Source organism: Amycolatopsis balhimycina FH 1894 (assembly GCF_000384295.1).
Taxonomy (GTDB): Bacteria; Actinomycetota; Actinomycetes; order Mycobacteriales; family Pseudonocardiaceae; genus Amycolatopsis; species Amycolatopsis balhimycina.
In genome coordinates, this window is sequence record NZ_KB913037.1 from 4,840,689 (window position 1) to 4,863,131 (window position 22,443).

At 70.1% G+C, this 22,443-nt stretch carries 19 protein-coding genes; 16 read left to right on the top strand and 3 right to left on the bottom strand.

Annotated elements, in window-relative coordinates; genetic code table 11:
- Positions 1-9: 9 nt before the first annotated feature.
- Together A3CE_RS0121540 and A3CE_RS0121545 are read right to left on the bottom strand one after the other, a co-directional pair.
- Positions 10-1,866: a DUF2339 domain-containing protein gene (locus A3CE_RS0121540; protein WP_245589570.1), complete on the bottom strand. Its 1,857-nt coding sequence runs from the start codon at positions 1,864-1,866 to the stop codon at positions 10-12.
- 60 nt (positions 1,867-1,926) lie between these two features.
- Positions 1,927-2,892, bottom strand: coding sequence for a Gfo/Idh/MocA family protein (locus A3CE_RS0121545; RefSeq protein WP_020642183.1), 966 nt, complete (start codon positions 2,890-2,892; stop codon positions 1,927-1,929).
- Positions 2,893-3,223: 331 nt separating this feature from the next.
- Here A3CE_RS0121545 and A3CE_RS0121550 point away from each other — a divergent pair, with 331 nt between their 5' ends.
- From A3CE_RS0121550 to A3CE_RS0121580, 7 genes are all read left to right on the top strand, one after another.
- On the top strand, positions 3,224-3,970 hold the full coding sequence (locus A3CE_RS0121550; RefSeq protein ID WP_020642184.1) for an FHA domain-containing protein: 747 nt from the start codon (positions 3,224-3,226) through the stop codon (positions 3,968-3,970).
- A gap of 66 nt (positions 3,971-4,036) precedes the next feature.
- Positions 4,037-6,394 carry a DUF4407 domain-containing protein gene (locus tag A3CE_RS0121555; RefSeq protein ID WP_125591850.1) on the top strand — a complete coding sequence of 786 codons (2,358 nt, stop codon included), beginning with the start codon at positions 4,037-4,039 and terminating at the stop codon, positions 6,392-6,394.
- The gene (locus A3CE_RS0121560) at positions 6,388-7,896 is read left to right on the top strand and encodes an FHA domain-containing protein (protein ID WP_026468718.1); all 1,509 of its coding nucleotides are present in this window, start codon (positions 6,388-6,390) and stop codon (positions 7,894-7,896) included. Before A3CE_RS0121555 ends, A3CE_RS0121560 begins: the two co-directional genes overlap by 7 nt.
- A complete protein-coding gene (locus tag A3CE_RS0121565) occupies positions 7,884-8,624 on the top strand; it encodes a hypothetical protein (RefSeq protein ID WP_020642185.1) in 741 nt (246 codons plus the stop codon). The genes A3CE_RS0121560 and A3CE_RS0121565 overlap by 13 nt, the downstream gene beginning before the upstream one ends.
- Positions 8,625-8,681: 57 nt before the next feature.
- A complete protein-coding gene (dusB, locus tag A3CE_RS0121570) occupies positions 8,682-9,821 on the top strand; it encodes a tRNA dihydrouridine synthase DusB (protein WP_020642186.1) in 1,140 nt (379 codons plus the stop codon).
- 340 nt (positions 9,822-10,161) lie between these two features.
- Positions 10,162-10,386: a hypothetical protein gene (locus A3CE_RS0121575; protein ID WP_125591848.1), complete on the top strand. Its 225-nt coding sequence runs from the start codon at positions 10,162-10,164 to the stop codon at positions 10,384-10,386.
- A 299-nt stretch (positions 10,387-10,685) separates the two neighbouring features.
- On the top strand, positions 10,686-11,720 hold the full coding sequence (locus A3CE_RS0121580; RefSeq protein ID WP_125591846.1) for a hypothetical protein: 1,035 nt from the start codon (positions 10,686-10,688) through the stop codon (positions 11,718-11,720).
- 376 nt (positions 11,721-12,096) lie between these two features.
- Here the strand turns inward: A3CE_RS0121580 and A3CE_RS0121585 are convergent, their stop codons facing one another.
- Positions 12,097-12,276, bottom strand: coding sequence for a hypothetical protein (locus A3CE_RS0121585; RefSeq protein WP_020642189.1), 180 nt, complete (start codon positions 12,274-12,276; stop codon positions 12,097-12,099).
- A 262-nt stretch (positions 12,277-12,538) separates the two neighbouring features.
- On the opposite strand from A3CE_RS0121585, the gene A3CE_RS0121590 reads away from it, so the two are divergent.
- From A3CE_RS0121590 to idi, 9 genes are all read left to right on the top strand, one after another.
- A complete protein-coding gene (locus A3CE_RS0121590; protein ID WP_020642190.1) occupies positions 12,539-13,198 on the top strand; it encodes a VC0807 family protein in 660 nt (219 codons plus the stop codon).
- A gap of 32 nt (positions 13,199-13,230) precedes the next feature.
- Complete coding sequence (locus tag A3CE_RS0121595) at positions 13,231-13,923, top strand: GntR family transcriptional regulator (protein ID WP_020642191.1); 693 nt, start codon at positions 13,231-13,233, stop codon at positions 13,921-13,923.
- Positions 13,920-14,921: an ADP-ribosylglycohydrolase family protein gene (locus A3CE_RS0121600; RefSeq protein ID WP_020642192.1), complete on the top strand. Its 1,002-nt coding sequence runs from the start codon at positions 13,920-13,922 to the stop codon at positions 14,919-14,921. The genes A3CE_RS0121595 and A3CE_RS0121600 overlap by 4 nt, the downstream gene beginning before the upstream one ends.
- Positions 14,918-15,793: a PfkB family carbohydrate kinase gene (locus A3CE_RS0121605; RefSeq protein ID WP_020642193.1), complete on the top strand. Its 876-nt coding sequence runs from the start codon at positions 14,918-14,920 to the stop codon at positions 15,791-15,793. The genes A3CE_RS0121600 and A3CE_RS0121605 overlap by 4 nt, the downstream gene beginning before the upstream one ends.
- The gene (locus tag A3CE_RS0121610) at positions 15,790-17,223 is read left to right on the top strand and encodes a purine-cytosine permease family protein (RefSeq protein ID WP_020642194.1); all 1,434 of its coding nucleotides are present in this window, start codon (positions 15,790-15,792) and stop codon (positions 17,221-17,223) included. Before A3CE_RS0121605 ends, A3CE_RS0121610 begins: the two co-directional genes overlap by 4 nt.
- Positions 17,220-17,747, top strand: coding sequence for a cysteine hydrolase family protein (locus A3CE_RS0121615; RefSeq protein WP_020642195.1), 528 nt, complete (start codon positions 17,220-17,222; stop codon positions 17,745-17,747). Before A3CE_RS0121610 ends, A3CE_RS0121615 begins: the two co-directional genes overlap by 4 nt.
- A 10-nt stretch (positions 17,748-17,757) precedes the next feature.
- Positions 17,758-20,898, top strand: a complete 3,141-nt coding sequence (locus A3CE_RS0121620; RefSeq protein ID WP_020642196.1) for an NACHT domain-containing protein — start codon at positions 17,758-17,760, stop codon at positions 20,896-20,898.
- Between the two features lie 37 nt (positions 20,899-20,935).
- Positions 20,936-21,769: an alpha/beta fold hydrolase gene (locus tag A3CE_RS0121625; RefSeq protein WP_020642197.1), complete on the top strand. Its 834-nt coding sequence runs from the start codon at positions 20,936-20,938 to the stop codon at positions 21,767-21,769.
- Positions 21,770-21,855: 86 nt separating this feature from the next.
- Positions 21,856-22,440, top strand: coding sequence for an isopentenyl-diphosphate Delta-isomerase (idi, locus tag A3CE_RS0121630; RefSeq protein ID WP_026468720.1), 585 nt, complete (start codon positions 21,856-21,858; stop codon positions 22,438-22,440).
- The last annotated feature ends 3 nt before the right edge of the window (positions 22,441-22,443 follow it).

Consider the following 22,443-nt stretch of genomic DNA (forward strand, 5'->3'; position numbering starts at 1 on the left):
TGGCCCGCGTCAGCGCGACGCGACCCGCCGGGCGTACCGCGCCCCGGCCGCCAGCAGCACCAGCCCCGCGCCGAGGAACGCGCCGACCCTGGCCAGGCCGTCGAGCGCCGACAGGTCGAACAGCACCAGCTTGAGGACCGCCGCGCCGACCAGCACCAGCCCGGTCACCCGCAGCCCGACGACGTCGATCCCGCGCAGCAGCAGCACGAGTGCCGCGATCGTCCAGGACACGGTGATCAGCGCGTGGCCGAGGAGGAACCCCGGCCGGTCCGGCACCGCCAGCAGCGACCCGCACAGCACCACCCCGGCGGCGCCGTACAGCGCCGCAACGCCGGCGAGGAGCCACACCGGCAGGTCGTCGGCCGGTCCGCGGAAGACCTCGAGACGGGCCGCCGCCCACGGCAGCGCGACCGACACGGCGAGGATGAGCGCGGCGACCGCGAGCGCGCCGGTCAGCTCGGCGACCGGCCGGGCACGCGGGACGACCAGCAGTACCGGCGTGACGTCGAAGAACACGCCGATCAGCCCACCGACGGACGCGAACCCGAACGCGGCGGCCAGCGCGACCCGGTTGCGGCCGGCCACCCCGGCCACGACCAGCAGCAGCGCCTCGCCGAGCAGCACCCCGGCGCGGGCCGGGCCGTCGAACTGCGTGACCGTCGCCTGCAGGATCGCCAGCGCCCCGGCCAGCCCGGCCAGGTGCCCGGCGAGCCCCGGCCACCAGCGACGTGCCGCCCAGACGGCGAGCAGGACGGCCCCCGCCCCGGCCGTGATCGGCACCGCCTGGGCCTTCGGCAGCAGCAGCGCGGCGACCAGCGTCGGGACGACCGCCGTCGCCAGCAGCGAGAGCGCGGCGGGGTCGTTCTCGCGGCGGCGCAGCACGATCAGGGCGAGTGTGACGCCGGCGACCCCGGCACCCCCGGCCGCGGCGGTGTTGGCCCAGCTGCCACCCCCGCCCAGCACCGCCGTGCTGATCACGGAGGCGAACAGCGGCGGGACGCCGGCGGCGAGCGTCAACGACGACCAGTCGCGGCGCAGCTGCACCGGCGTCGTCGCGAGCTGGACCATCAGCAGGAAGGTGACCAGTTCGGGGGTGAACCCGCGGACGATCATCGGCGCGCACACGACGCAGCCGGCGACGACGGCGGAGGCCAGCAGCGACGACTCCCAGCGCACAGCCACGAGCAGCCCGACGGCGGCGACGGCCAGCCCGCCGGCGAGCCCGGCGAGCACCGGCAGGAACTCGTACAGCGTGGTCGCGGCGACGACGTCGAGGTAGAGCGTCGCGATCCCGGTGGCGGCCAGCGCGAAGGCCCCGGTGCGGCCGGCGGGCTTGCGGTGCAGCCACACGCCGGTGCCGGTCAGCGCCAGGCCGAACCCGGCCCCGACGAGCACCCGCGGCAGCGGCCCCAGCCAGCCCCGCTGGACGGCCAGCACGAGCAGCAGGACGACGCCGAGCAGCGTGACGGCACCGCCGACCCAGGCGAGCACGCGGCTCCCGGCGCCCTCCTTGCCGAGCTTCGCGCCCAGCGTCTCCCGCGGAACGGGCAGGTAGGGCGCCGGCGGCGGGACGTAGTACTGCCGGGGCGGCGGAACGTACTGCGGGGGCGGCGGCTGCCACTGGTACTGCGGCAAGGGGATCGACTCGGGCCGCATCGGCCGAGGCTGCGGCTGCGGTTCCGGCCGAGGCTGGGGCTGCGGTTCCGGCTCCGGCCGCACTTCCGGTTTCGCCTGTTCAGCCGGCTGCGGCTGGTCGGCCGGCCCGTCCCGGACGGTCCGCAGTTCGGAACCCACCAGGGCGAGACGACGCCCCAGGTCGTCGATCTCGCCGGCGAGCCGGAGGAGCACATCTGCTTCGGTGGTCATGCCGGACAGGGTCACGCACCGGCGTCCACCCGCGGATCCGTAGCACTACTCAAACCCGGGTCACGTCCTGGTCGCGGCCAGCACCGCGTCCATGGTCGTCATGATCGAGACGGTCTCGTCCAGCGGCATCAGCGGGCTTTCGGTCTCGCCGGCGGCCAGCCGGAGCGCCACCTCGTCGGCCTGGTGCCGCAGGCCACGGCCTTCGTCCCGGTATTCGTGACGGCTCGGCTCGCCCTCGCGCGGGACGAACGTGAACGAGGCGGGCGCGTAGAACGGCCCTTCGATCTCGATGTGCCCGTCCGTGCCGGCGATCCACGCCGTGGTCGGCGAAACGGCGCTCAGCGTGCAGGTCAGCACGGCCTGCGCACCGCTCGGATAGCCGAACAGCATCGACATCTGCGCGTCGACACCCGTGAAGGCGGGTGTCGCCATGGCGGCGACGCGGTCCGGCGCGCCGAGCACCATCGACGCGAACGACACCGGGTAGATCCCCAGGTCGAGCAGGGCGCCGCCGCCCAGTTCCGGAGCGAAGAGCCGGAAGGCGGGATCCTCGGCGAACCACTGCCCGTGGTCGGCGGAGACGGTGACGACGTCGCCGAGCCGCGGCAGCAGTTCCCGGACGTGCCGGATGTGCGGCAGGAACCGCGTCCACATGGCTTCCATCAGGAAGAGGTTCTTGGTGCGCGCCAGCTCGACGAGGTCGCGCGCTTCGCCGGCGCTCATCGTGAACGGCTTCTCGACCAGCACGGGCTTGCCGGCCTCGAGCGCGAGCCGCGCGTTGCCGTGGTGCAGGGGATGCGGAGTGGCGACGTAGACGACGTCGACGTCCGGATCGTTCGCCAGGGCTTCGTAGCTGCTGTGGCGCACCGGGACGCGGTGTTCGTCCGCGAACCGCGCGGCACTCCCGGCAGTGCGTGACCCGACGGCGGCGACCACGCCGGAGCCGGTGAGCTTCAGGTCTTCCGCGAAGACGCCCGCGATGAGGCCGGTACCCATGATTCCCCAGCGCAGGGGCTTGTCGGTCATGCCGGAACCCTAGGGTTCCCCGGCTTCGGACCGCAATGTGATCGATTTTCGCCGTCGAGTCCGGCAGATCGGCGCCGACGGCGGAATCACCCGATCCGGGGTCGACGGGTGACGATCAGGTCAAGGGGTGTAACCGAACCGAGTTTTGCGACGACCAGCAAGCGAATGAAGAACGAGCGCCAAGAATACCCCGACGACGACTTTTCACGGACTTCGACAACGAACTGGAACCCGTTGACGCAAGATACTGCGATCCCTCGTAATACCCAGGACGGCCGTGACGACCTCGATTCCGGCACCATCGAAGATGACTTTCGAGGAGGTTTCACGCATGGCCGGAATCGAGTGGTTCGACACCGACCGGTTTGGTGAAGCGACAGAGCTTTCGTTCGAGGACCACCTCTGCCGGTGCATTGTCGAAGTCCTGCTTGCGAAAGCGGCGAGCGGGGTGCTGCCGCGGAACCCGACCGTCCGGGTTCCCATCGCCGGGCACATGCTCGGCCTGCTCCCGGTGGACCGGACGGAACTGCGCGCCCGGCTCGAACGTGCCGTGCTCCGCGCCTGGGACGGCCCGCCCCTCGGGACGGTCCGGGTGCTGTGCGAAACGATGACCCCGGCCCGGTCTCACGTCGAGGTGGTCCACCCCGGCGACAGGGACGCGGTTCCCACCGCCGGCCTGCGACACCCGCAGTCGCCACAGGCCGGCCCCGCCGCGCCACCGCACCGGGCCGCCCCACGTCAGCAGGTCACGGCACCGTCGCCGCCCGCGGCCCGATCGCTGATCCGCATCATGACCGGCGTACGGCTCTTCCTTCCCGCGCAGGGCATCACTTTCGGCCGCGCGGTGCCGGCGCCAGGGCGTCTGCAGGACGAGCGCGCCGGCCGGCGCCACTGCCACGTGCTGCCGACTCGCCCGGGTGTGCGGTGCGTCGACCTGCGCTCCACAAACGGCACGTGGGTCGACGGAGTCCGCATCGACGGTTCGGCGGATGTCCTGCCCGGGCAAGTGATCCGGATCGGCGACACGGAGTTCGCAGTGGACGGTCCACACGGGCGCAACGAGTACGAACCCTCGTAGCGCTCGGTAGCGGCTTGCGGCCACATGTCCGTGTCACAGTGAGAAACAAGACGACGAGGGGTGATCATGGCAGGAGGCACCGAGGTGCATCGAAAGTTCGGTGATCTCCTCTTCTGGTGTGCCGGCGCGGATCCGGCGTTGACCGACGGCAGTGGGGTACAGCGGCTCGAACGAACCCGTTATGTGTGCACTGGGCTCGCGGTGCTGCTCACGGCGCTCGCCAGCGGCATTTCGATGACGATGGTGGTCGGCACCGTCCGGCACGCCTTTTCCTGGTGGCACCTTGTTCTGGCCGCATTCTGGGCGCTCATCATCTTCAACCTCGACCGCAGCTTGGTCAGCTCGGTGGCATACGGAAAGGCGGACGGCGAGAGCCGGCCGGAATGGACTGGTGCCGTCGGCAAGATCGCGGCCGTTCTGGGCCGCTGCCTCCTCGCCGTTGTCATCGCCTCCGCGGTTTCCGAGCCCGTGCTGCTGACGATGTTCGCGCCCGAGATCGCGCACCAGGTCGACATCGACCGGAACGGTCAGGAAAAGAAGACGCGGGAACAGGTCGAAGCGACATTTGCGCAGCGACGTGCGGAAATCGAGGGGGCGTGGGCGACCGCCCAGCAAGCCACCGTCGGCGCTCAGTCCGCCAGGGACAAGGCGCAGAAGGACGTGGACGACGAGATCGCCGGCAAGCACGGCACCGGCGTGGGGTGCTCGCTGCGCGAAGGCAGCCCCTGCGCCAGCTACCAGGCGACGCTCAGAGAGCGGCAAGAGGAAGTCAGGACGGTTCAGGGCACAGAGGCCAAGGCGAAGACGAAGCACGGCGACGACCTCGTAGCGCTCAAGAAGGAGATCGACGAAAAGGTCGTCGAGCAGGATCGGATCACCGCACAGGCCAACGGCCTGCTCGCCCAGGAGAAGGCCCTGGACGAGACCGTCGACGGCAACAGCGCGTTGAGCCTGCGGGTGTGGGTCGTGCGGGGAATCTTCCTGCTCGTCGACCTGCTCCCGGTCATCTTCAAGTTCTTCGCACCACGAAGTGTCCACGACCGGGTCGCGCGCCGCACCGTCCTCCGGTACTTCGCGCGCGACGAGACCCAGCACCAGGAGGAGGAAGAACTCGAAGGCGCGCGCAGCCGATCTCAGCGCGTCTCCGATCTCGCGAGCATCCAGGCGAACGAGGACGTGCTGCTGGAGCAGATCGCCAATGAGAAAGACCTCCGGCTGCACCGGCTCAAACTGGATCACGACCGGGATCTGCAGGTGCACCGCTGGCGGCACGAGGGCGAGGTTTCGGCGGCCAAGGCCAGGTTCGGGACGACGACCGTTCTCGAGTCGTCCCGCGACGAGGAGTCGGACCGGCTGACCATGGTCGACGATCCAGCCGCCGAGACCGCACAGTTCACGCCACAGCGGGAGCAGCCGGCCCGGCGTGTCCTCGACGGTCGCTGGGTGGTGGAGGGTCCTCTCCCCGAGGCGGACCGCCCGGGCTTCAGTCTGGTGCTGCTTGCGCACGACCTGCGCGAACCCAGTCTCTCCGTCGTGGTCAAACGGGCCGTCGAACACGACTACGCCCATGAAGCCATCGAAAAGGACCTCCACTTCCTCAAGAAGATCCGGAGCAAGTTCGTGGCCCCCATGCTCGGCGTGGGACGGGACCCGTTGTTCGGCGCGTACATCGTCACCCCGCGGTATCCGCAGACGCTGAGCAGGCTGCTGCGCAACGGCGACAGTGTCCGGACCCTGGAGTGGTCCACGCGCATCGTGGAGCAAGTTCTGCTGGGGCTGATGGACTCGTGGACCGCAGGCTGCGTCCACCTCGACATCAAGCCGGCCAACATCGCGCTGGATCTCGACGGCAACGTCCGGTTGATCGACTTCGGTCTGGCCAAGGCAGTCGACGACGGCACCCAGCCGCCGACCGGCGGGGAGATCAAGTTCACCCGCTGGTACGCACCGCTCGAACAAGTGCTTCGCCAGCCACGCAACGGCTGGGCCAGCAGCGCGAGCGACGTCCGCGCTGTCGGGGCCGTCTGGTACGAGTTGCTCACCGGACAGCGGCCGCTGTACCACGAGGCGCGGGCGAAGGGGTGGGACCCGGACGGCATCGGCGTCCACCAGCTGGTCGAGCTGCTGCGTGACCACGACCCGGTAGATCCGCGGGTGCTCAACCCCGAGCTGCCCGAGCCGGTGGCAGCGCTCGTCATGCAGTGGCTCGACCGGGATCCGGCGAAGCGCGTGACAGGCCGGCTCAGGGACCGCAGTCACGCCGAACTGGCCCAAGAGGCGCTGGAACAGGTGCGACAGGACGTTCAGGACCGAGACCTGCAGTACCAGCTGCTGCCGCCGAACGCTTTGGCGGCCGGACGCTCCGACGAGGGCGGCGAACCGTCGTCCGCTCCCACCAACTACGGAGGTGACGGGAAATGGTGAACGTGCTGTCGATGCTGCTCGGATTCGTCATCGGAATCGCGACCGCGGCCGGCGTGTACAGGCTCTTCCGCCGCGCCGCGGTTGTCCGACGTCTGGTTCGCCTGCGGAAGAGCCCGCGGCGGAAGGTGAAGCCGGGCCGGGCGGCCGGGCTCCTCGAACTCGGGCTCGGTGACACCGAAGTGGTACCGGAGCCGGCACCGGAAGACCGGCCGTTGGAACTGCCGGCGGCCGAGACCCTCCGGGAGCGCGTACCGGAGCCGGTCGACCGGCTCGTCGATGATCAGCCGCCGGGCACCGAGGTCCTGGCCGCCACGCCGGCCGGGCACGACCTCGTGGTGCAGGGGTCCGGAACACCGCTGCGCCAGGCTGATCCGGCGACCGAGGTACTCGTCGCGGCAGATCCGCCGTCGTCCCGGAAAGCCTTGGCGGAGTGGCAGGCCACACCGGACGCCGAAGGCGGGGAACAGCGTCGCCGCGTCGCCACGACCCTCGCCTGGCTGCGCGGTACCGACGACTTCCTGCTCAGCCGGGCGAGCACGGTTCTCGGCCGCAGTTCCCAGTGCGACATCGTGCTCAGCGGGGATCGGGTGAGCAGACGGCACTGCGTGATCAGCCAGATCGAGGAGGACTGGTGGCTGGAGGCCTTCCCGACCAGCAACGGCACGTCGCTCAACGGGCACGAGGTTTCGCCGGGCCGTCCGGTCCGGCTGCGGAACGGCGACGAGGTCTGCCTCGGCGGCACGGAGGTGCTCAGCCTGGTCGTCCCTCACGACCGCGCGGGAGAGCTGTGCTTCGACGCTTTCGGCGACAGCGTCATCGGTGGCCGGCGGAAGAACGAGGACGCGTTCTTCGTGGACTGCTCGGTCGTCGCCGTGGCCGACGGGGTCGGGGGACGTCCGGCGGGTGCGGTGGCCGCCCAGATGGCGGTGAACGGTGTCCGCCACGCCGGCCCTGACCAGGATCTCGCCATGACCGCGGCCAATCTGAACCGCGCCATCCGCGCCCGCGGTGCCGGCGATGTCCTGGCCACCGGGCTCGCGACGACCCTCGACGTCGCGGTGTTGCGGCCGCACGGCACCCGATTCCGCGTCGAGGGCCTGCACGTCGGGGACGGCACGGTCCTCCTGCAGACGGAAGCGGGGATCAGCCGCCTCGTGCGGCCTCACGCCACACAGGGTTTCGCGCTCGCGGGACGGCGTGATCCGGTGGCCAAGGGCAGGCTGCTCCGGGCCGTGGGCCTTTCGGATTCGGTGCGGCCCGATCACTGGGAAAAGATCGCGTCGGTCGGGCAGCGGTTCGTGCTGGCCACGGACGGTCTGGTCGGTTCGCTGGGTACCGAACGACTCGAGGAGGCGCTCCTCGCTTCCCGTGCCGAGCCGCCCCGGGAATGCGTGGCCAATTTGCTGGCAATGGCGAAACAGGTCGGGGCGGCCGACAACGTGACCGTGGCCGTCGCCGACGTTGTCGAAGAACGAAAGCAGGGACAACCGTGGCTCGCCTGACATTGATCACACCGCCGCAGCCCGACCGGGACGTCCTGGCGGGCACCGAGGTCTACCTCGACCGGGAGTTCTTCTCCGGCGCGAATGGCGGAGTAGCCATTTCACGCCGGCCCAACACCCCCTGCCTTCGCCATCGGGATGGGGACTGGTGGCTGGACAACGATTCGACAGCGCACAACGGCCTGCTCTCGGTCCACTTCACCGGGGAGCCGAAGAGAGTTCAGGTGCCGCAACGCTGTTCGGTCCGGCTCCCGGACGGTCGTGCCGAGGTCATCGCGTGGAACAAGGAATGCCGGCTGTGGCTGACGATCGAAGGGTCGGCGCACCAAGTCGTCAAGGTCGTCACGCCGAACGGCGAACGCACCGAAGCCGGTGTGCCGGGCGCTGTGCTCCGGGTGCGTGAGCTGTGGCAGCGGGTCCCCGTGCACCGGGTGATCCTTGCCGCGCACTACCGCGAGTACTTCACGGCCGGGCTCCGCGCACCGGCACCGCAAGGCCGCACGCAGACGATGCGCTGCATGGGGCAGGAGAAGGCGACCCAGCTCGACCGCGCGCTCCGCGAAACGATGGACGCCGTATGGGGTGAGCAGGGGCACGGCGACGAGCTGCCGGACTACCTGATCAGCCAGCGCCTGCTCGGGCCCGGCGACCTCCACCTCGTGCCGCACCGCACGTGCCGGCACCAGCGTCCCGGTCCGGTCGGGCCCGGCAGCACCGAGCACGGCTGACCGGGCCGGCCGGTCGATATCGAGCCCTGGTCGACGTGATCGACGCCACAAGCGACAATGGAGGACGTGACCGCCACCCTGAGCAAGCCCGCCCTCGAGATCGGCCCCTACGAGGTCGATCCTCCGGTCGTGCTCGCGCCCATGGCCGGGATCACCAACGTCGCCTTCCGGCAGCTGTGCGCCGAGTACGGCGCCGGCATCTACGTGTGCGAAATGATCACCGCCCGCGCCGTCGTCGAACGGCACCCCGGGACCATGCACATGATGACCTTCGGGGCGAACGAAAAGCCCAGGTCCATGCAGCTTTACGGGGTGGACCCCAAGACCATGGCCGAAGCCGTGCGGATCATCGTCGGCGAGGGGCTCGCCGACCACGTCGACTCCAACTTCGGCTGCCCGGTCGCGAAGGTGACGCGCAAGGGCGGCGGGGCGGCGCTGCCGTTCAAGCGGAAGCTGTTCGAAGCCATCGTCCGCGAGTCCGCCAAGGCCGCGGGCGACGTGCCGTTCACGGTGAAGTTCCGCATCGGCATCGACGACGACCACCGCACCTACCTCGACGCCGGCCGCATCGCCGAAGCCGAGGGCGCCGCCGCGGTCAGCCTGCACGCGCGCACCGCCGCGCAGCGCTACTCCGGCCAGGCCGACTGGACCAAGATCGCCGCGTTGAAGGAAGCGGTGACCAGCATCCCGGTGCTCGGCAACGGCGACATCTTCAGCGCGGACGACGCGCTGCGCATGGTGGCGGAGACGGGCTGCGACGGCGTCGTCGTCGGCCGCGGCTGCCTCGGCCGGCCATGGCTGTTCGGCGAACTCGAAGCCGCCTTCGCCGGTCGCCCCCTCCCGACGCCGCCCAATCTCGGCGAAGTCGCCCGAGTACTCCGCCGTCACACGGAGCTGCTCATCGAGCACGACGGTCACGACAAGGCCATGCGCGACATCCGCAAGCACATGGCCTGGTACCTGATGGGCTTCCCGGTCGGCGCCGAACTCCGCCGCGGCTTCGCGATGCTGTCCTCGATGGACCAGCTGGACGACCTGATCGCGCAGCTCGACCACTCGGCGCCGTTCCCGGAGGCCGCGACCGGGCCGCGCGGACGTCAGGGCTCGCCGGGCAAGGTGACGCTGCCCCACGGCTGGCTCGACGACCCGGACGACGACTGCGTCCCCGAAGCCGAGGACATGCACTCCGGCGGCTGAGGCGGATCGGTCGCCGACCTCGCCCGCGGCGCTGGTCAAAGCGGTCGCTATGCGGCGATCTCGCTGGCCGAGGCCGGGGCGCGCCTGGTGCCGTTCGCCGGGTTCGTCGCGGCCGGGATCAGCGGGCTGACCTGGCTCGCGGTCGCGGTGGCGATCGGGTCGTGCGCCTGGTTGCCGTTCGGCGCCCGAGCGCGCGCTGGTCGAGCCGAGCCCGTCGAGCGAGCCTTGGGGCGGGGCCGTGGGTGTTCCGGCTTCTGTACCGGGACAAGCTCACGGTGCCGGCCTGGACGATGGCCGGCCTGGGCTGGTCGGGATCGCGTTGGCCGCCACGATGCTCGCGGTGGCCGTACTGGTCGCCCAGAAGCAGACAGGCCGGGTGGTCACGGTGTGGGCGGTCGTGGCCGGGCTGAGCTTGCTGGTGCTGGTGTCGGTCCCCGGCGGGATCCTGTTCCGGGCCGTCCGGGGTGCGACGGTAGCGCCGACCGAGGGGTTGGCCGTCGCGGTGGCTCTGGTCACCGTGTCCGCCGAGGCGGAGGACAGGCGTTCGACGGCCGAGGTGACCTGACACGGATGACACAAGCTTGACAAAGGTGACACAAGCTGGACACCATGATGTCATGGAGACCCACTGAGCTTTGTCGTCGATCAACAAACCGCCTCCCGGCATGATCGACACATTCCGTGACGGGTCGCAAAGACCTCGGAGAAAGGGCACCTCATGGGTGCAATCGGGACATGGCTCACGCCCTGGGCGCCACTACTGGCTCTTGCCCTCCTCCCGATCACCTGGCTCATCGGGCTGGCTCTCGTCCTTCGCGGAAGCGACCCCAAGGATCGTGTTCCCCTGATCCGCGAATACGCGAAATGCCGTCCTTGGACGATATCAGGCCGCTTTCCGAAGTCGCGACGCAAAACGGATGGCAAATGAGCCCCGCACCTTCCGACGCCGGCAGCGAAATCGACGAAGCAGTTCGTGAACTGAGCGAGCTTCGGCGGGGTCGCGGAATCTTCGCCACGGACATCGAGCAACGCACCGGCCGCATCCTCCGGGAAACCTGTGCGATCCAGACGACCGACACGGAACGCCAGATCAGGGAGAAACTGATCCAGGCGATCACGAGTCTGGCGACGATGCTGCCCGACGACCTGCAGCTGGCGGCACTGACTGCCCTCGGCATGGAGGAGAACTGTTCGGGCGAGTTCCTCGACCAGCGCCTGAAGTGGCTGGCGGAAGCGCTCGGCCGGGATCCGCGGACCGCTCGCAGGCGCGTCGACCTCGCCTTCCGCCGGATGGCCGAAGAACTGATCGAGAAGAAACAGTCCCCCGCGGACGACTATTCCGCCGAGCAGTGGCACACCGAATCAGTACACGGCGTATTCCGGCTCGACCTCGAATTTCCCGTGCTGACCGAAATCCGCCAGATAGTGTCGTCGGTGAACGGACTGGACGAAATCCAGCTTCCCGCGACAGCGCCGCGGCGGACGCCGAGCCAGAAGGACCACGTCCGGGCCGAGTTCATGTACGGCGGAAGAATCCTCGAACACCGGCAGGCCTCGCCGAGCCACATGATCTTGACCGTCCAGCTCGCCAAAACCCTCCACATCGGCGAGCGCTACGAGTACTGCATCCAGTACACGGTGCTGTCTCCCGAACTGATGCACTCGTACTACTTCCTGACCCCGCTGCGAAAAACGAGCCGCTTCAGCGCCCGCGTGAAGTTCGCCCCGGACCGCCTGCCGCGGCACGTGTGGGCGGTCCACGGCATACCTCCGCGAGCGGCAGAAGAGATCAATTCCGAAGACGTCCCCATGACGATCGATCGGATCGGCGAGGTGACCGCCGAGTTCGAACTGCTCAGGCAAGGCCTGACTTACGGACTGCGCTGGTCGGATTCCTGACCTGCGCGAGCCGCAGCAGGCTGATCCCGAACAGCAGCCCCCCAGCGGGACGTGCACGGTCTTCACGTGCGCGATCCCCAGCGCCACCTGCGCCGGCGCGAGCCCCAGGAACACGGCCGCGTGGAGGATCGGGCGGGCCGAGCCGCCACCCGGTCGCCACGCCAGGATCGCGGCGACGACGTGCGCCACCGCCACGACGAACACCGTGTACGCCGAGGCGCTGTGCAGCGCGTGCCCGTTCGGGGTGGTCAGCAGCAGGCCGGCGGTGACCGGTGAAAGGAAGACGGCCAGCGTCTGCAGCGCGATCGTGACGCGCAAGAAGGTTGCCATGCGGACCCGACGACGCCGCCATCCGAAACGTGAGGTCGCCGGGCCGTCACGGCTGTTCCTTACGCTTGATTTCGAGCGGCGGGTGCAGGGCCTTCGCGATCTCGGGGATGTCCTCCGGCCGCGCCTTGGACACCAAGGTCTTCGCGGTCAGCCACTTGCAGACCGGCCTGACGATGGATCCGACCGCGATTATCACGACCGCAAGCTCGGGAAGTCCGGCTGACATGCTCCACTCCTTGCCTACCCGATCGGGCATGCAAAGTGCACGAGCCAGCCCGACCAGCGTTTCCACTGGGTAGGCTGCGCCCCAAGACTCGCAGCGCTAGCGATCTTTTCGAGCCACCGAACACTGCTGCGCCCCTCCAAACGCGGACGGTGGGCTCAAATCGCGCTGCCGATTCTAGCAAGCCAGGCCCGTGACATCTGTCAGGCCGAAGTCGTGGCGGACGACATCCTTCCGACGGCCGCCTCCGCGACAAGCTCTTCTCATGACGACGAAGACGAACCAGCCCGGCAGCAACCTCCTCAAGACCCTCGCGATCGAGATCGCCGTCCCGACCGGCGTCTACTACGGACTTCACTCGCTCGGCGCGAGCGACTTCACCGCGCTCGCCCTCGCCGGGGTGTTCCCGCTGGCCCGGACCCTCTACCAGTTCGCGAAGGACCGGACCGTCAACGGCCTCGCGCTGGTCGTCCTCGTGACCAATGTCGTCGGCATGCTGTTGACCTTCGTCTCCGGCGACGCCCGGATGATGATCGCCAAGGACTCGCTCGGCAGCGGTATCACCGGCCTGGTCATCCTCGTCTCCGCGTTCACCGCGGCCCCGATCATGACCAAGACGATGCGCCCCTTCCTCACCCGCGGCAACGCGGAACGGGAAGCCGCATGGGAACGCCTGAGCGGCACCGCGCAGTTCGACGCCGTCCTGCGGCGCTGCAGCGTGATCTGGGGCATCGGCTTCGCGCTGGAAAGCTCGGTTCGCATCGTCGGCGCGTTCACGCTGCCCATCGCGACCATGGTCTGGCTGAGCACCACCATCTTCGCGGCCGCCTTCGCGGTCATCATGGTCGTCGCCGGCAAGGTCGCCGAAAAGGCGGGCAAGATGATCGCCGCCGACGCGCAGACCAGTGCACTCGTGGCCGCTTGACCTGCGACAACACGGGGTGTACAGGTGTGGACATGTTCAGCAAGCGGCAGCAGCTGGTCGGGGACCTCACGGAGCTGATCCGCTCCGGCCGGCTCGCCCACGGCGATCGGCTCCCCGGCGAGAACCAGCTCGCCCTGCAATACCAGGTCAGCCGCGGCACCGTGCGCAGCGCGTTGTCCGAGCTGCAGCAGCTCGAACTCATCTCCACCCAGGCCGGCGTCGGATCGTTCGTCACCTTCGACGGGGTCCAGCTCGACCAGCGGATCGGCTGGGCCCGGGCCCTCGCCGACGCCGGTGCGCCGGTCACCACCGAGCTCCTCGGCATCGAGACCGTCGAAGACGCCGCCCTCGACGAGGAGTTCGGCGAGAAGACCTACGTCGCCGTCCGGCGGGTGCGGCGGGAGCACGACCGCGGGATCTCGCTGGAAACCGCCACCGTGCCCGCCGTCGGACCGCTCGCCGCCCTCCCCGAGACGGGCCTGCGGGACGGCTCCCTCACCAAGACCCTCGAAGCCGCCGGGCGGGTCTCCGTCGGCGGCGACCAGTGGATCAGCACCGAACGCCTCGACGCCTGCGCGGCCGATCTGCTGGACCGCGCCATCGGCGAACTCTTCCTCCGGGCCGAACGCACCTCCGTCGACGTCGAAGGCCGGCTCGTCGAGCGCGTCGTCAGCCTGCTGGACCCGGACCGCTTCCAGTTCCACCTCACCTTCGGACACCGGTGAGCGCGCGGGACCGGGCGCTCGGCGCGTTCACCGGGCTGGCCGTCGGCGACGCGCTCGGCATGCCGACGCAGTCGATGTCCCGCGCCGCCATCGCCGCGACCTACGGCCCGGTGACCGGCCTGCTCACCGCCGTCGCCGAGCAGCCGGTCGCGCCGTCGATGCCCGCCGGGTCGGTCACCGACGACACCGAGCAGGCCATCCTGCTGGCCCGCCTGCTCATCGACGGCCGCGGCACCGTCGAGCCGCACGTTTTCGCCGACGCGCTGCTCATCTGGGAGGCGGACATGGTCCGCCGCGGTTCCGCGGACCTGCTCGGCCCGTCCACCAAGCGCGCGCTTTCCCGGCTGCAGGACGGCGTCCCGGCGGACGAAGCCGGCCGCACCGGGACGACCAACGGCGCTGCCATGCGGGTCACGCCGGTCGGCATCGCCACCCCCGCCGAGGACCTGCACGCCCTGGTCGACGCCGTCGTCGCGACCGCGCGGGTCACGCACAACACCAGCCTCGGCATCGCGTCGGCCGCCGCGGTCGCCGCCGCCGTTTCGGCCGGAGTGGACGGCGCGAGCCTGGCCGAAGCGCTCGACGCGGGCGAGCGCGCGGCCGTCGTCGGCGGGGAACGCGGGCACTGGGCGCCCGGCGGCGAGATCGCCGCCCGGATCCGGTGGGCCCGCCGCTGGGTGCGCGGCATGGCCCCGGACGCCGTCGCCGACGCGGTCGCGCGGGTGATCGGCACGTCGGTCGCGTCGCAGGAGTCCGTCGTGGCCGCCTTCGCGCTGGCCGAAGCCATGGGCGACGACCCGCCCGCGGCGCTGCGCCTGGCCGCCGGGCTGGGCGGCGACACCGACACCGTCGCCGCGATCTGCGGGGCGATGCTCGGGGCCGCGCACGGCATCGACGCCTTCCGCCCCGACGTCGTCGAAACCGTGCTCGCCGTCAACCGGCTCGAATTCGGGCCGCTGGTCGACGAACTCCTGAAGCTTCGGCGGCGCGCACGATGACCGGGCGGCTGGTGCACACCGGGCAGGTCGTCGTCGACCTCGTCATGGCGGTGCCGGCCCTGCCACCTCCGGGCGGTGACGTCCTGGCGTCGTCGACGAACCTGGTGCCCGGCGGCGGTTTCAACGTCATGGCCGCTGCTGCGCGCTCCGGCGCCCGCGTGCTCTACGCGGGCAGCCACGGCACCGGCGGTTTCGGCGACCTCGCCCGCGCGGCCCTCGCGGCCGAGGGCGTGGAACTGGCGCACGAACCGATGTCCGAAGTGGACACCGGCGTCGTCGTGGTGCTGGTCGACGGGACCGGTGAGCGCACCTTCGCGACCGGCACCGGCGCCGAAGGACGGCTGCGCGCCGAACTGCTCGACCGGGTCCTCCCAAAGAATGACGACGTGGTCTACGTGAGCGGATACAGTTTGGTGCACGAGATCAACCGCGCGGCGCTCCTCGGCTGGTTACCCCGGCTACCCGGCTCGAGGATCCTGTTCGACCCCGGCCCACTCATCGCTGACATCGACCCTGGAGACCTTCATGACATTCTGTCCACAATAGACATAATGAGCTGCAACGCCCGTGAAGCCGAGGTGCTCGGCGAGCTGCCCCCGGTCGCTGTCGTCCGTGACGGCGCGAAGGGGTGCCGGGTCCACGAAAACGGCCACATCACCGACGTCCCCGGCTTCCCGGTCGACGCCGTGGACACCAATGGCGCGGGAGACACGCACTGCGGTGTACTGGCCGCGGAGCTGCTGCGCGGCAGTACTCTCCTCGACGCCGCCGTGCGCGCCAACGCGGCGGCCGCCCTTTCGGTGACCCGCCGCGGCCCGGCGACCGCGCCGGTCCGGGAGGAGATCGACGAGCTCGTGGAGGCCACACCATGACCGGTACCCGCAGGCTCGAGGTGGAGACCAACGGCCTCGACGTGATCGACGACGCCGAGCGCCGCGGGACGCCACGCCAGCTGTTCTGGCCCTGGTTCGGCGCGAACGTTTCGGTGCTGGGGCTGAGCTACGGCTCGTTCACCCTGGGCTTCGGCATCTCGTTCGGGCAGGCGCTGGTCGCCGGTGTGGTCGGCATCCTCTTCTCGTTCCTGCTGTGCGGGTTCATCGCCATCGCGGGCAAACGCGGGTCGGCGCCGACGATGCTGCTCTCGCGCGCGGCGTTCGGCGTCCGCGGCAACCGGCTGCCGTCGGCGATCTCGTGGCTGCTCACGGTGGGCTGGGAAACCGTGCTGACCGCGTTGGCGACGCTGGCCACGGCGACGGTGTTCGAACGCCTGGGCTGGGGCGGCGGGACACCGACGAAGGCGATCGCGCTGGTCGTCGTGGCCGCCCTGACCGTCGCCGCCGGTGTGCTCGGCTTCGACGCGATCATGAAGCTGCAGACGTGGATCACCTGGATCACCGGCGTGCTCACGGTCGTCTACGTCGTCCTCGTGGCCGGCGACGTCCACTGGGACGCGGTGCGGGCGCTGCCGTCGGGCTCGGCGCAGCAATGGGTCGGCGCGCTGGTGTTCCTGATGACCGGCTTCGGCCTCGGCTGGGTCAACGCGGCCGCGGACTACTCGCGCTACCTGCCGCGGTCGTCGTCGAGCCGCGGCGTGGTCGGCTGGACGACGTTCGGCGCCTCCGTGGCGCCGCTGGTGCTGCTGGTGTTCGGGCTGCTGCTGGCCGGGTCCTCGCCGGACCTGAACAAGGCGATCGCGGCCGACCCGATCGGCGCGCTGACGACGTTGCTGCCGCTGTGGTTCCTGGTGCCGTTCGCGATCGTCGCGGTGCTCGGCCTGGTCGGCGGCGCGGTGCTGGACATCTATTCGTCAGGGCTGGCGCTGCTCTCGGCCGGGCTGCGCGTGCCGCGGCCGGTGGCGGCGCTCGTCGACGGCGTGATCATGGTGCTGGGCACGGTCTACATCGTGTTCTTCGGCGGCGAGTTCCTCGGCCAGTTCCAGGGTTTCCTGGTGACGCTGGGCGTGCCCGTCGCGGCGTGGTGCGGCGTGATGCTCGCGGACGTCCTGTTGCGGCGCCGCGACTACGCCGAGCAGGAGCTGTTCGACCCGGCCGGCCGCTACGGCGACGTCCGGGCCGGGCCGATCGCGCTGGTGCTGGTGGCGACCGCACTCGGCTGGGGCCTGGTGACGAACGCGTCGGCGGACTGGCTGAAGTGGCAGGGTTACCTCCTCGAGCCGTTCGGCCTCGGCGGCCGGGACGGCTCGTGGGCGTTCGCGAACCTCGGTGTCCTGCTGGCGCTGGTGCTCGGCTTCGCCGTCACGCTGCTGACCCGGCGGCGCGTCCGGGCGCAGGAGACGGCGTGAAGGCGGTCCTGGCGGTCATCGACCTGCAGAACGTGTTCGCCGACCCGGCGAGCCCGTGGTTCACCCCGCGGTTCGCCGAGGTGGTGCCGCCGATCCGGCGCCTGGTGACGGCGTTCGGCGACGACGTCGTGTTCACCCGGTTCGTCGCGCCCCGGCAGCCGGAAGGGGCGTGGAAGCAGTACTACGCGCAGTGGCCGTTCGCCCTTCAGCCGCCGGACGCGCCGCTGTACCAAGTGGTCGGCGCGTTCCAGCCCAAGTCCACTGTGGACGCGACGACGTTCGGCAAGTGGCACGCGCGGATGGCGACCCGGGTGGGCGGCGCGAGCCTGGTCCTGGCGGGCGTGTCCACGGACTGCTGCGTCCTTTCGACGGCGTTGGCCGCGGCGGACGCGGGCGTCGACGTCACAGTGGTGGCCGACGCGTGCGCGAGCGTGGACGACGAGAGCCACGCGAAGGCGCTGGACATCATGCGGCTGTACGGCCCGCTGGTGAAGGTGGCCACAACGGCGGAAGTGCTGGGCTAACCTTGGCTCGGTGAGCCTCGAAGCCTCGGCGATCGCGTTGACCACGGCGGTGGTGAAGGCCGCCGCGAAGATCTGGCTCCGGGACCGCCCGATCGCAGCTGATGCTGCTGCGAAGGTGTTCGACCTGCTGGAGAAGCAGGTCACGGGCCTCAACGACCAGCGCAAGCTGCGGCTGCTGTTCACCAATCTCGAGTCCCGCGTGGCGGACCGGCTCCTGCCCTTCCTCGAGGTCGAGTTCCGGGCCCTGCCGGACAACGAGCGGACCGCCACGGTGAACGCGGCGCGCGAGACGTTCGAGCGTGCCGCGCTGACCGACGACGACCTCTTCGCCACCGACCTCGACGCGGCTTACCTGTACCGCTACCTGCTCCGGACGGCCCCCGGCGCCTCTGCGCTCCTCTCGGCCGACGCGACGGCGCTGTATCGGCGAGTACTCCGCGAGTGCTGCGCGTACCTCGTGCAGGTGACGAGCACCCTGCCCCGGTTCCAGCCGGGCGCGCTCGTCGAGATCCTCCGCCGTGAGACGGAGATCCTGGAGACGGTCCGGAACGTGCTCGCGGCATTGCCGGAACGCCGGCACCCGGAGGACTTCGCGGCCGACTTCAGGCGCCAAGTCGTGACGGCACTGGATCGGATGGCCCTGTTCGGCGCGGGCCTGACCGACGCGACCCGCCTGTACCCGCTGTCAGTGGCGTATCTGAGTCTGAGCATCAGCGCCGACCACGACGACGGACCGGCTGACCGGATAGAGCACGTGCTGCCGCGATCGTCGCGGATTCTGCTTCGCGGAGAGGCCGGATCGGGCAAGACGACACTGCTGCAGTGGCTGGCCGTCCAGTGCGCGAGCCGAGAGCTGCAGGACGTCGACGGCTGGTCGGACGTGGAGCCTTTCCTGGTGCGGTTGCGGCGGTTCAGCCGGTCACCACTGCCGACGCCGGAGCACTTCCTCGACGAGATCGGCCGGCACATCGCCGACGAGATGCCGTCCGGCTGGGTGCAGCAGCGACTGCGCCGCGGCCAGGCCGTCCTGCTCGTCGACGGCCTGGACGAGCTCCCGGACGAGCGTCGCCGTGAGGTACGCGAGTGGCTTCGCGAACTCGTCGGCGCGTTCCCGCGCGCCCGGTTCGTCGTGACCACCCGCCCGTCCGCGGTGGCCCCCGGCTGGCTGCGCGGCGACGGGTTCACCGAGGTTCGGCTGCAGCCGATGACGCCTCGTGACGTCCGGACGTTCGTCAAGCGGTGGCACCGGGCGATGCCTGCCGTCGAAGACCGCGGCGACGCGCTGGTCGACGCCATCGTCGCCCGAAGCGCGTTGCGGCGACTGGCCGAGAACCCGTTGATGTGCGCGCTGCTCTGCGCGCTCCACCACGAAGGCAACGGGCGGCTGCCGGACAACCGCATGGAGCTCTACGAGGTCGCATTGCGAATGCTGCTCGACAGCCGGGACATCGAGCGCCGGATCGAAGCGACCGTCCGGCTTTCCCTGACCGAGAAGCTCGTGCTGCTGCGGAACCTGGCGTACTGGCTGGTCCGCAACGGCCACACGGACGTCCCGGCCGTCGACGCCGAAGCCCGCATCGCGGCGAAGCTGCGTTCGATGGGGCAGATCGACGTCACCCCGCGAACGGTGTTCCGCCACCTGCTGGATCGTGGCGGCGTGCTGCGCGAGCCGGTTCCAGGCCGGGTCGACTTCGTGCACCGGACGTTCCAGGAGTACCTGGCCGCACAGGCGGCGGTCGAAGAGGACGACATCGGAATCCTCACAGCGAACGCACACCTGGACGAGTGGCGTGAAGTGGTCGTGCTGGCCGCGGGGCACGCTCATCCCGCGCAGCGTGAGCGCCTGCTGGACGGAATCCTCAGCTGGGACGCGGAAGAGCCGCAGCGGCTGAAGCTGGACCTGGTGGCGTTGGCTTGCCTGGAGACTTCGCCCGAGCTGAGTGAGCGGTTGCGGAACGAGATCGAGGATCGCGCGAGCACCCTGATCCCGCCGAACAGCTCCGACGTGGCCGACGCGTTGGCGGCGGCGGGCGAGTTCGTACTGGACCTGCTGGTCGGCTGCGAACCTGAGCCGGCGCAGGTTCCGTTCCTCATCCACGCCGCCGCTCTCATCGGCGGCCCGGCGGCGCTCGACCTGATCGCACGGCATCGCAGAAGCAACGACCCTCGAGTCGTCAGTGAACTCCTCGCGGCCGATGCACAGTTCGAACCCGAGGAGTACGCAGAACGAGTGCTGGCCGATTCGCCTCTGTTCGATGGATACCTCAGCTTGTACGACCCGGCGAAGCTGGTGATAGTGCCCCGCCTCCGTCATCTCGAACGGCTGCGCTGCCGGTTCACCGATGGCTACGGGCGACTCGACTTCATGCGCGATCTGCCTCGGCTCGATTCGCTCGTGGTCGAGGACATCGCCGGCTACGACCTGCCCTCGTTGTCGGGCACCGGACTGACCCACTTGACGCTGACCGGTCCCCCGTTGCGGGAGTCGACGGATCTCAGCCCGCTCGCCGAAGTCCGTGGGTTGCGCTCGATCGAAGCTCGGGTCGCCACCCACGGCTGGCCGGCGCTGGCCGAACTGCCCGAGCTGAAGCACCTGCAGCTGAGCTGGATCCACGACGCCGCCGAGCTGGCCGACCTGGTGCCGCTGACCGGCCTGCGGTCACTGTCCCTGAGCCATGTCTTCCGGCTCGACGACCTCACACCGCTCGAGTTCCTGGCCGCGCCGACCTCTCTCGCTTTCCTCTCCTGCAAGGCACTCGAAGACGTATCGCTGCTCACCCGGTGGGCGGCCGGCCTCCGGTGGCTGCGCCTCATCGCATGCCCACCCGCGGATCCGGCGCCGATCGCCGAACTGACCAACCTGCGGCTGCTCGACCTGACCGCGACCGACCTGCCGGACCTGGCGCTGCTGTCCGGGCTCCGGCACCTGGAGGACCTGCGGTTGCGGGATCTGCGCGGCATGCCCGAGTTGACCCCGCTCGCCGATCTCGGCCGGCTCAAGAAGCTGACCGTGACGGGGATGGGCCGGCTCGACCTGCGGCCGCTCGCCGGGCGGTCGCAGCTCCGCATCCACGTCAGCGATCTGGTCGAGCCGGTCGGGGTGCAGCTGCTCGGACCGGACAGCACCGTCGTGACCATCCAGGACCGCTGACACCGGACGTCCAACCGGGCGAAGTAGATTCGCCTCCGTGATCGACCACATCAGCATCCCCACCGAGGCCGGTACCTTCGACGCCATCGCGGCCGGGCCCGAGGACGGGCGGCCCGTGTTGCTGCTGCACGGCTTCCCCGAAGCCGCCACCGAGTGGGAGCACCAGGTCGCCACTCTCGGGGTGCTCGGGTTCCGGGCCGTCGCGCCGGATCAGCGGGGGTACTCGCCGGACGTGCGGCCCGAGCAGGCGGGCGACTACTCGATCGATCACCTCGTCGGGGACGTCGTCACCGTCACGGAAGCACTGGGCTGGCCGAAGTTCGACCTCGTCGGGCACGACTGGGGTGGCGCCGTCGCGTGGTGGACCGCCGACGCGCACCCGGAGCGGCTGCGCAGCCTCACCGTCGTGTCGACGCCGCACCCCGCCGCGCTCGCCGGCGCCATGAAGACCGACGAGGACCAGTACCTGCGCACCCGCTACCTGACCGAGTGGCGGCAGACCCGCGTCACCGAGCGGCGGATGCTGGAGAACGACGCCCGTGCGCTGCGCGACATGTTCGAGCGGCGGGTGTCGCCGTCCAAGGTCGACGACTACGTGCGGCGCCTGGCCGAGCCGGGCGCGCTCACCGCCGCGCTCAACTGGTATCGCGCGGGCCGGCCGGGCGGGAAGATCGGCAAGATCTCCGTGCCGACGCTGTACATCTGGAGCACCGAAGACGTCTCGTTCGGTTCCACCGCCGCGCTCGACACCGCCAACTGGGTCACCGGGCCCTACCGCTTCGAAATGCTCGAAGACGTCACGCACTGGGTTCCCGAGGAGGCTCCGGAGGCCGTCACGACGCTGCTCGTCGAGCACCTCAACGCGCGGTAACGGCGCGTCACACCGCCGGGCGGACGGGCGGTAACCCACCCGCCTTGCGGTACGGCTCGCCGCGGCCCGTCGTGTTCACTGGGCGGGTGGACACCGCGACCGAACCCGAGACCGAACAGATCGTCTTCGTCACCGAGGACGGCGTGCCCACCGGTGAGACCGGCCCGAAACTGGCCAGCCACCACGAACACACCCGGTTGCACCTGGCCTTCTCGTGTTACGTGCTGCGCCGCAGCGACAACGCCCTGCTGATCACCCAGCGCGCCCTCCACAAGAAGGTCTGGCCGGGAGTCTGGACCAACAGCGTCTGCGGCCACCCCGCACCCGGCGAATCCCTCGAGGACGCCGTCCTCCGGCGCGCAGCCTACGAGCTCGGGGTGCCTTCGCTGGCCGGGCTGCACTGCGTGCTGCCGGCCTACCGCTACCGGACGCCGCCGTTCCAGGGGATCGTCGAGAACGAGTTCTGCCCGGTGTTCGCGGCGTGGGCCGACGCCGAGCCGGCGCCGAACCCGGCCGAGGTCGGCGACTGGCGCTGGGTCAGCTGGCCCGGCTACACCGAGCTACTGAACGATCCGACGGCTAATGTGAGTTACTGGGCCAAGGACCAGTTCTCCCAGCTCAAGGACATTGAGCCGTTCGCCGGACTCGCAACACCACACTCCGCAGAGTAACCG

Bases quoted from the DNA above. Each gene is read 5' to 3' on its own strand.
- A3CE_RS0121540 (WP_245589570.1), bottom strand. From the start codon at position 1,866: ATGACCACCGAAGCAGATGTGCTCCTCCGGCTCGCCGGCGAGATCGAC.
- A3CE_RS0121545 (WP_020642183.1), bottom strand. From the start codon at position 2,892: ATGACCGACAAGCCCCTGCGCTGGGGAATCATGGGTACCGGCCTCATC.
- A3CE_RS0121550 (WP_020642184.1), top strand. From the start codon at position 3,224: ATGGCCGGAATCGAGTGGTTCGACACCGACCGGTTTGGTGAAGCGACA.
- A3CE_RS0121555 (WP_125591850.1), top strand. From the start codon at position 4,037: ATGGCAGGAGGCACCGAGGTGCATCGAAAGTTCGGTGATCTCCTCTTC.
- A3CE_RS0121560 (WP_026468718.1), top strand. From the start codon at position 6,388: ATGGTGAACGTGCTGTCGATGCTGCTCGGATTCGTCATCGGAATCGCG.
- dusB (WP_020642186.1), top strand. From the start codon at position 8,682: ATGGAGGACGTGACCGCCACCCTGAGCAAGCCCGCCCTCGAGATCGGC.
- A3CE_RS0121580 (WP_125591846.1), top strand. From the start codon at position 10,686: ATGCCGTCCTTGGACGATATCAGGCCGCTTTCCGAAGTCGCGACGCAA.
- A3CE_RS0121585 (WP_020642189.1), bottom strand. From the start codon at position 12,276: ATGTCAGCCGGACTTCCCGAGCTTGCGGTCGTGATAATCGCGGTCGGA.
- A3CE_RS0121590 (WP_020642190.1), top strand. From the start codon at position 12,539: ATGACGACGAAGACGAACCAGCCCGGCAGCAACCTCCTCAAGACCCTC.
- A3CE_RS0121595 (WP_020642191.1), top strand. From the start codon at position 13,231: ATGTTCAGCAAGCGGCAGCAGCTGGTCGGGGACCTCACGGAGCTGATC.
- A3CE_RS0121605 (WP_020642193.1), top strand. From the start codon at position 14,918: ATGACCGGGCGGCTGGTGCACACCGGGCAGGTCGTCGTCGACCTCGTC.
- A3CE_RS0121610 (WP_020642194.1), top strand. From the start codon at position 15,790: ATGACCGGTACCCGCAGGCTCGAGGTGGAGACCAACGGCCTCGACGTG.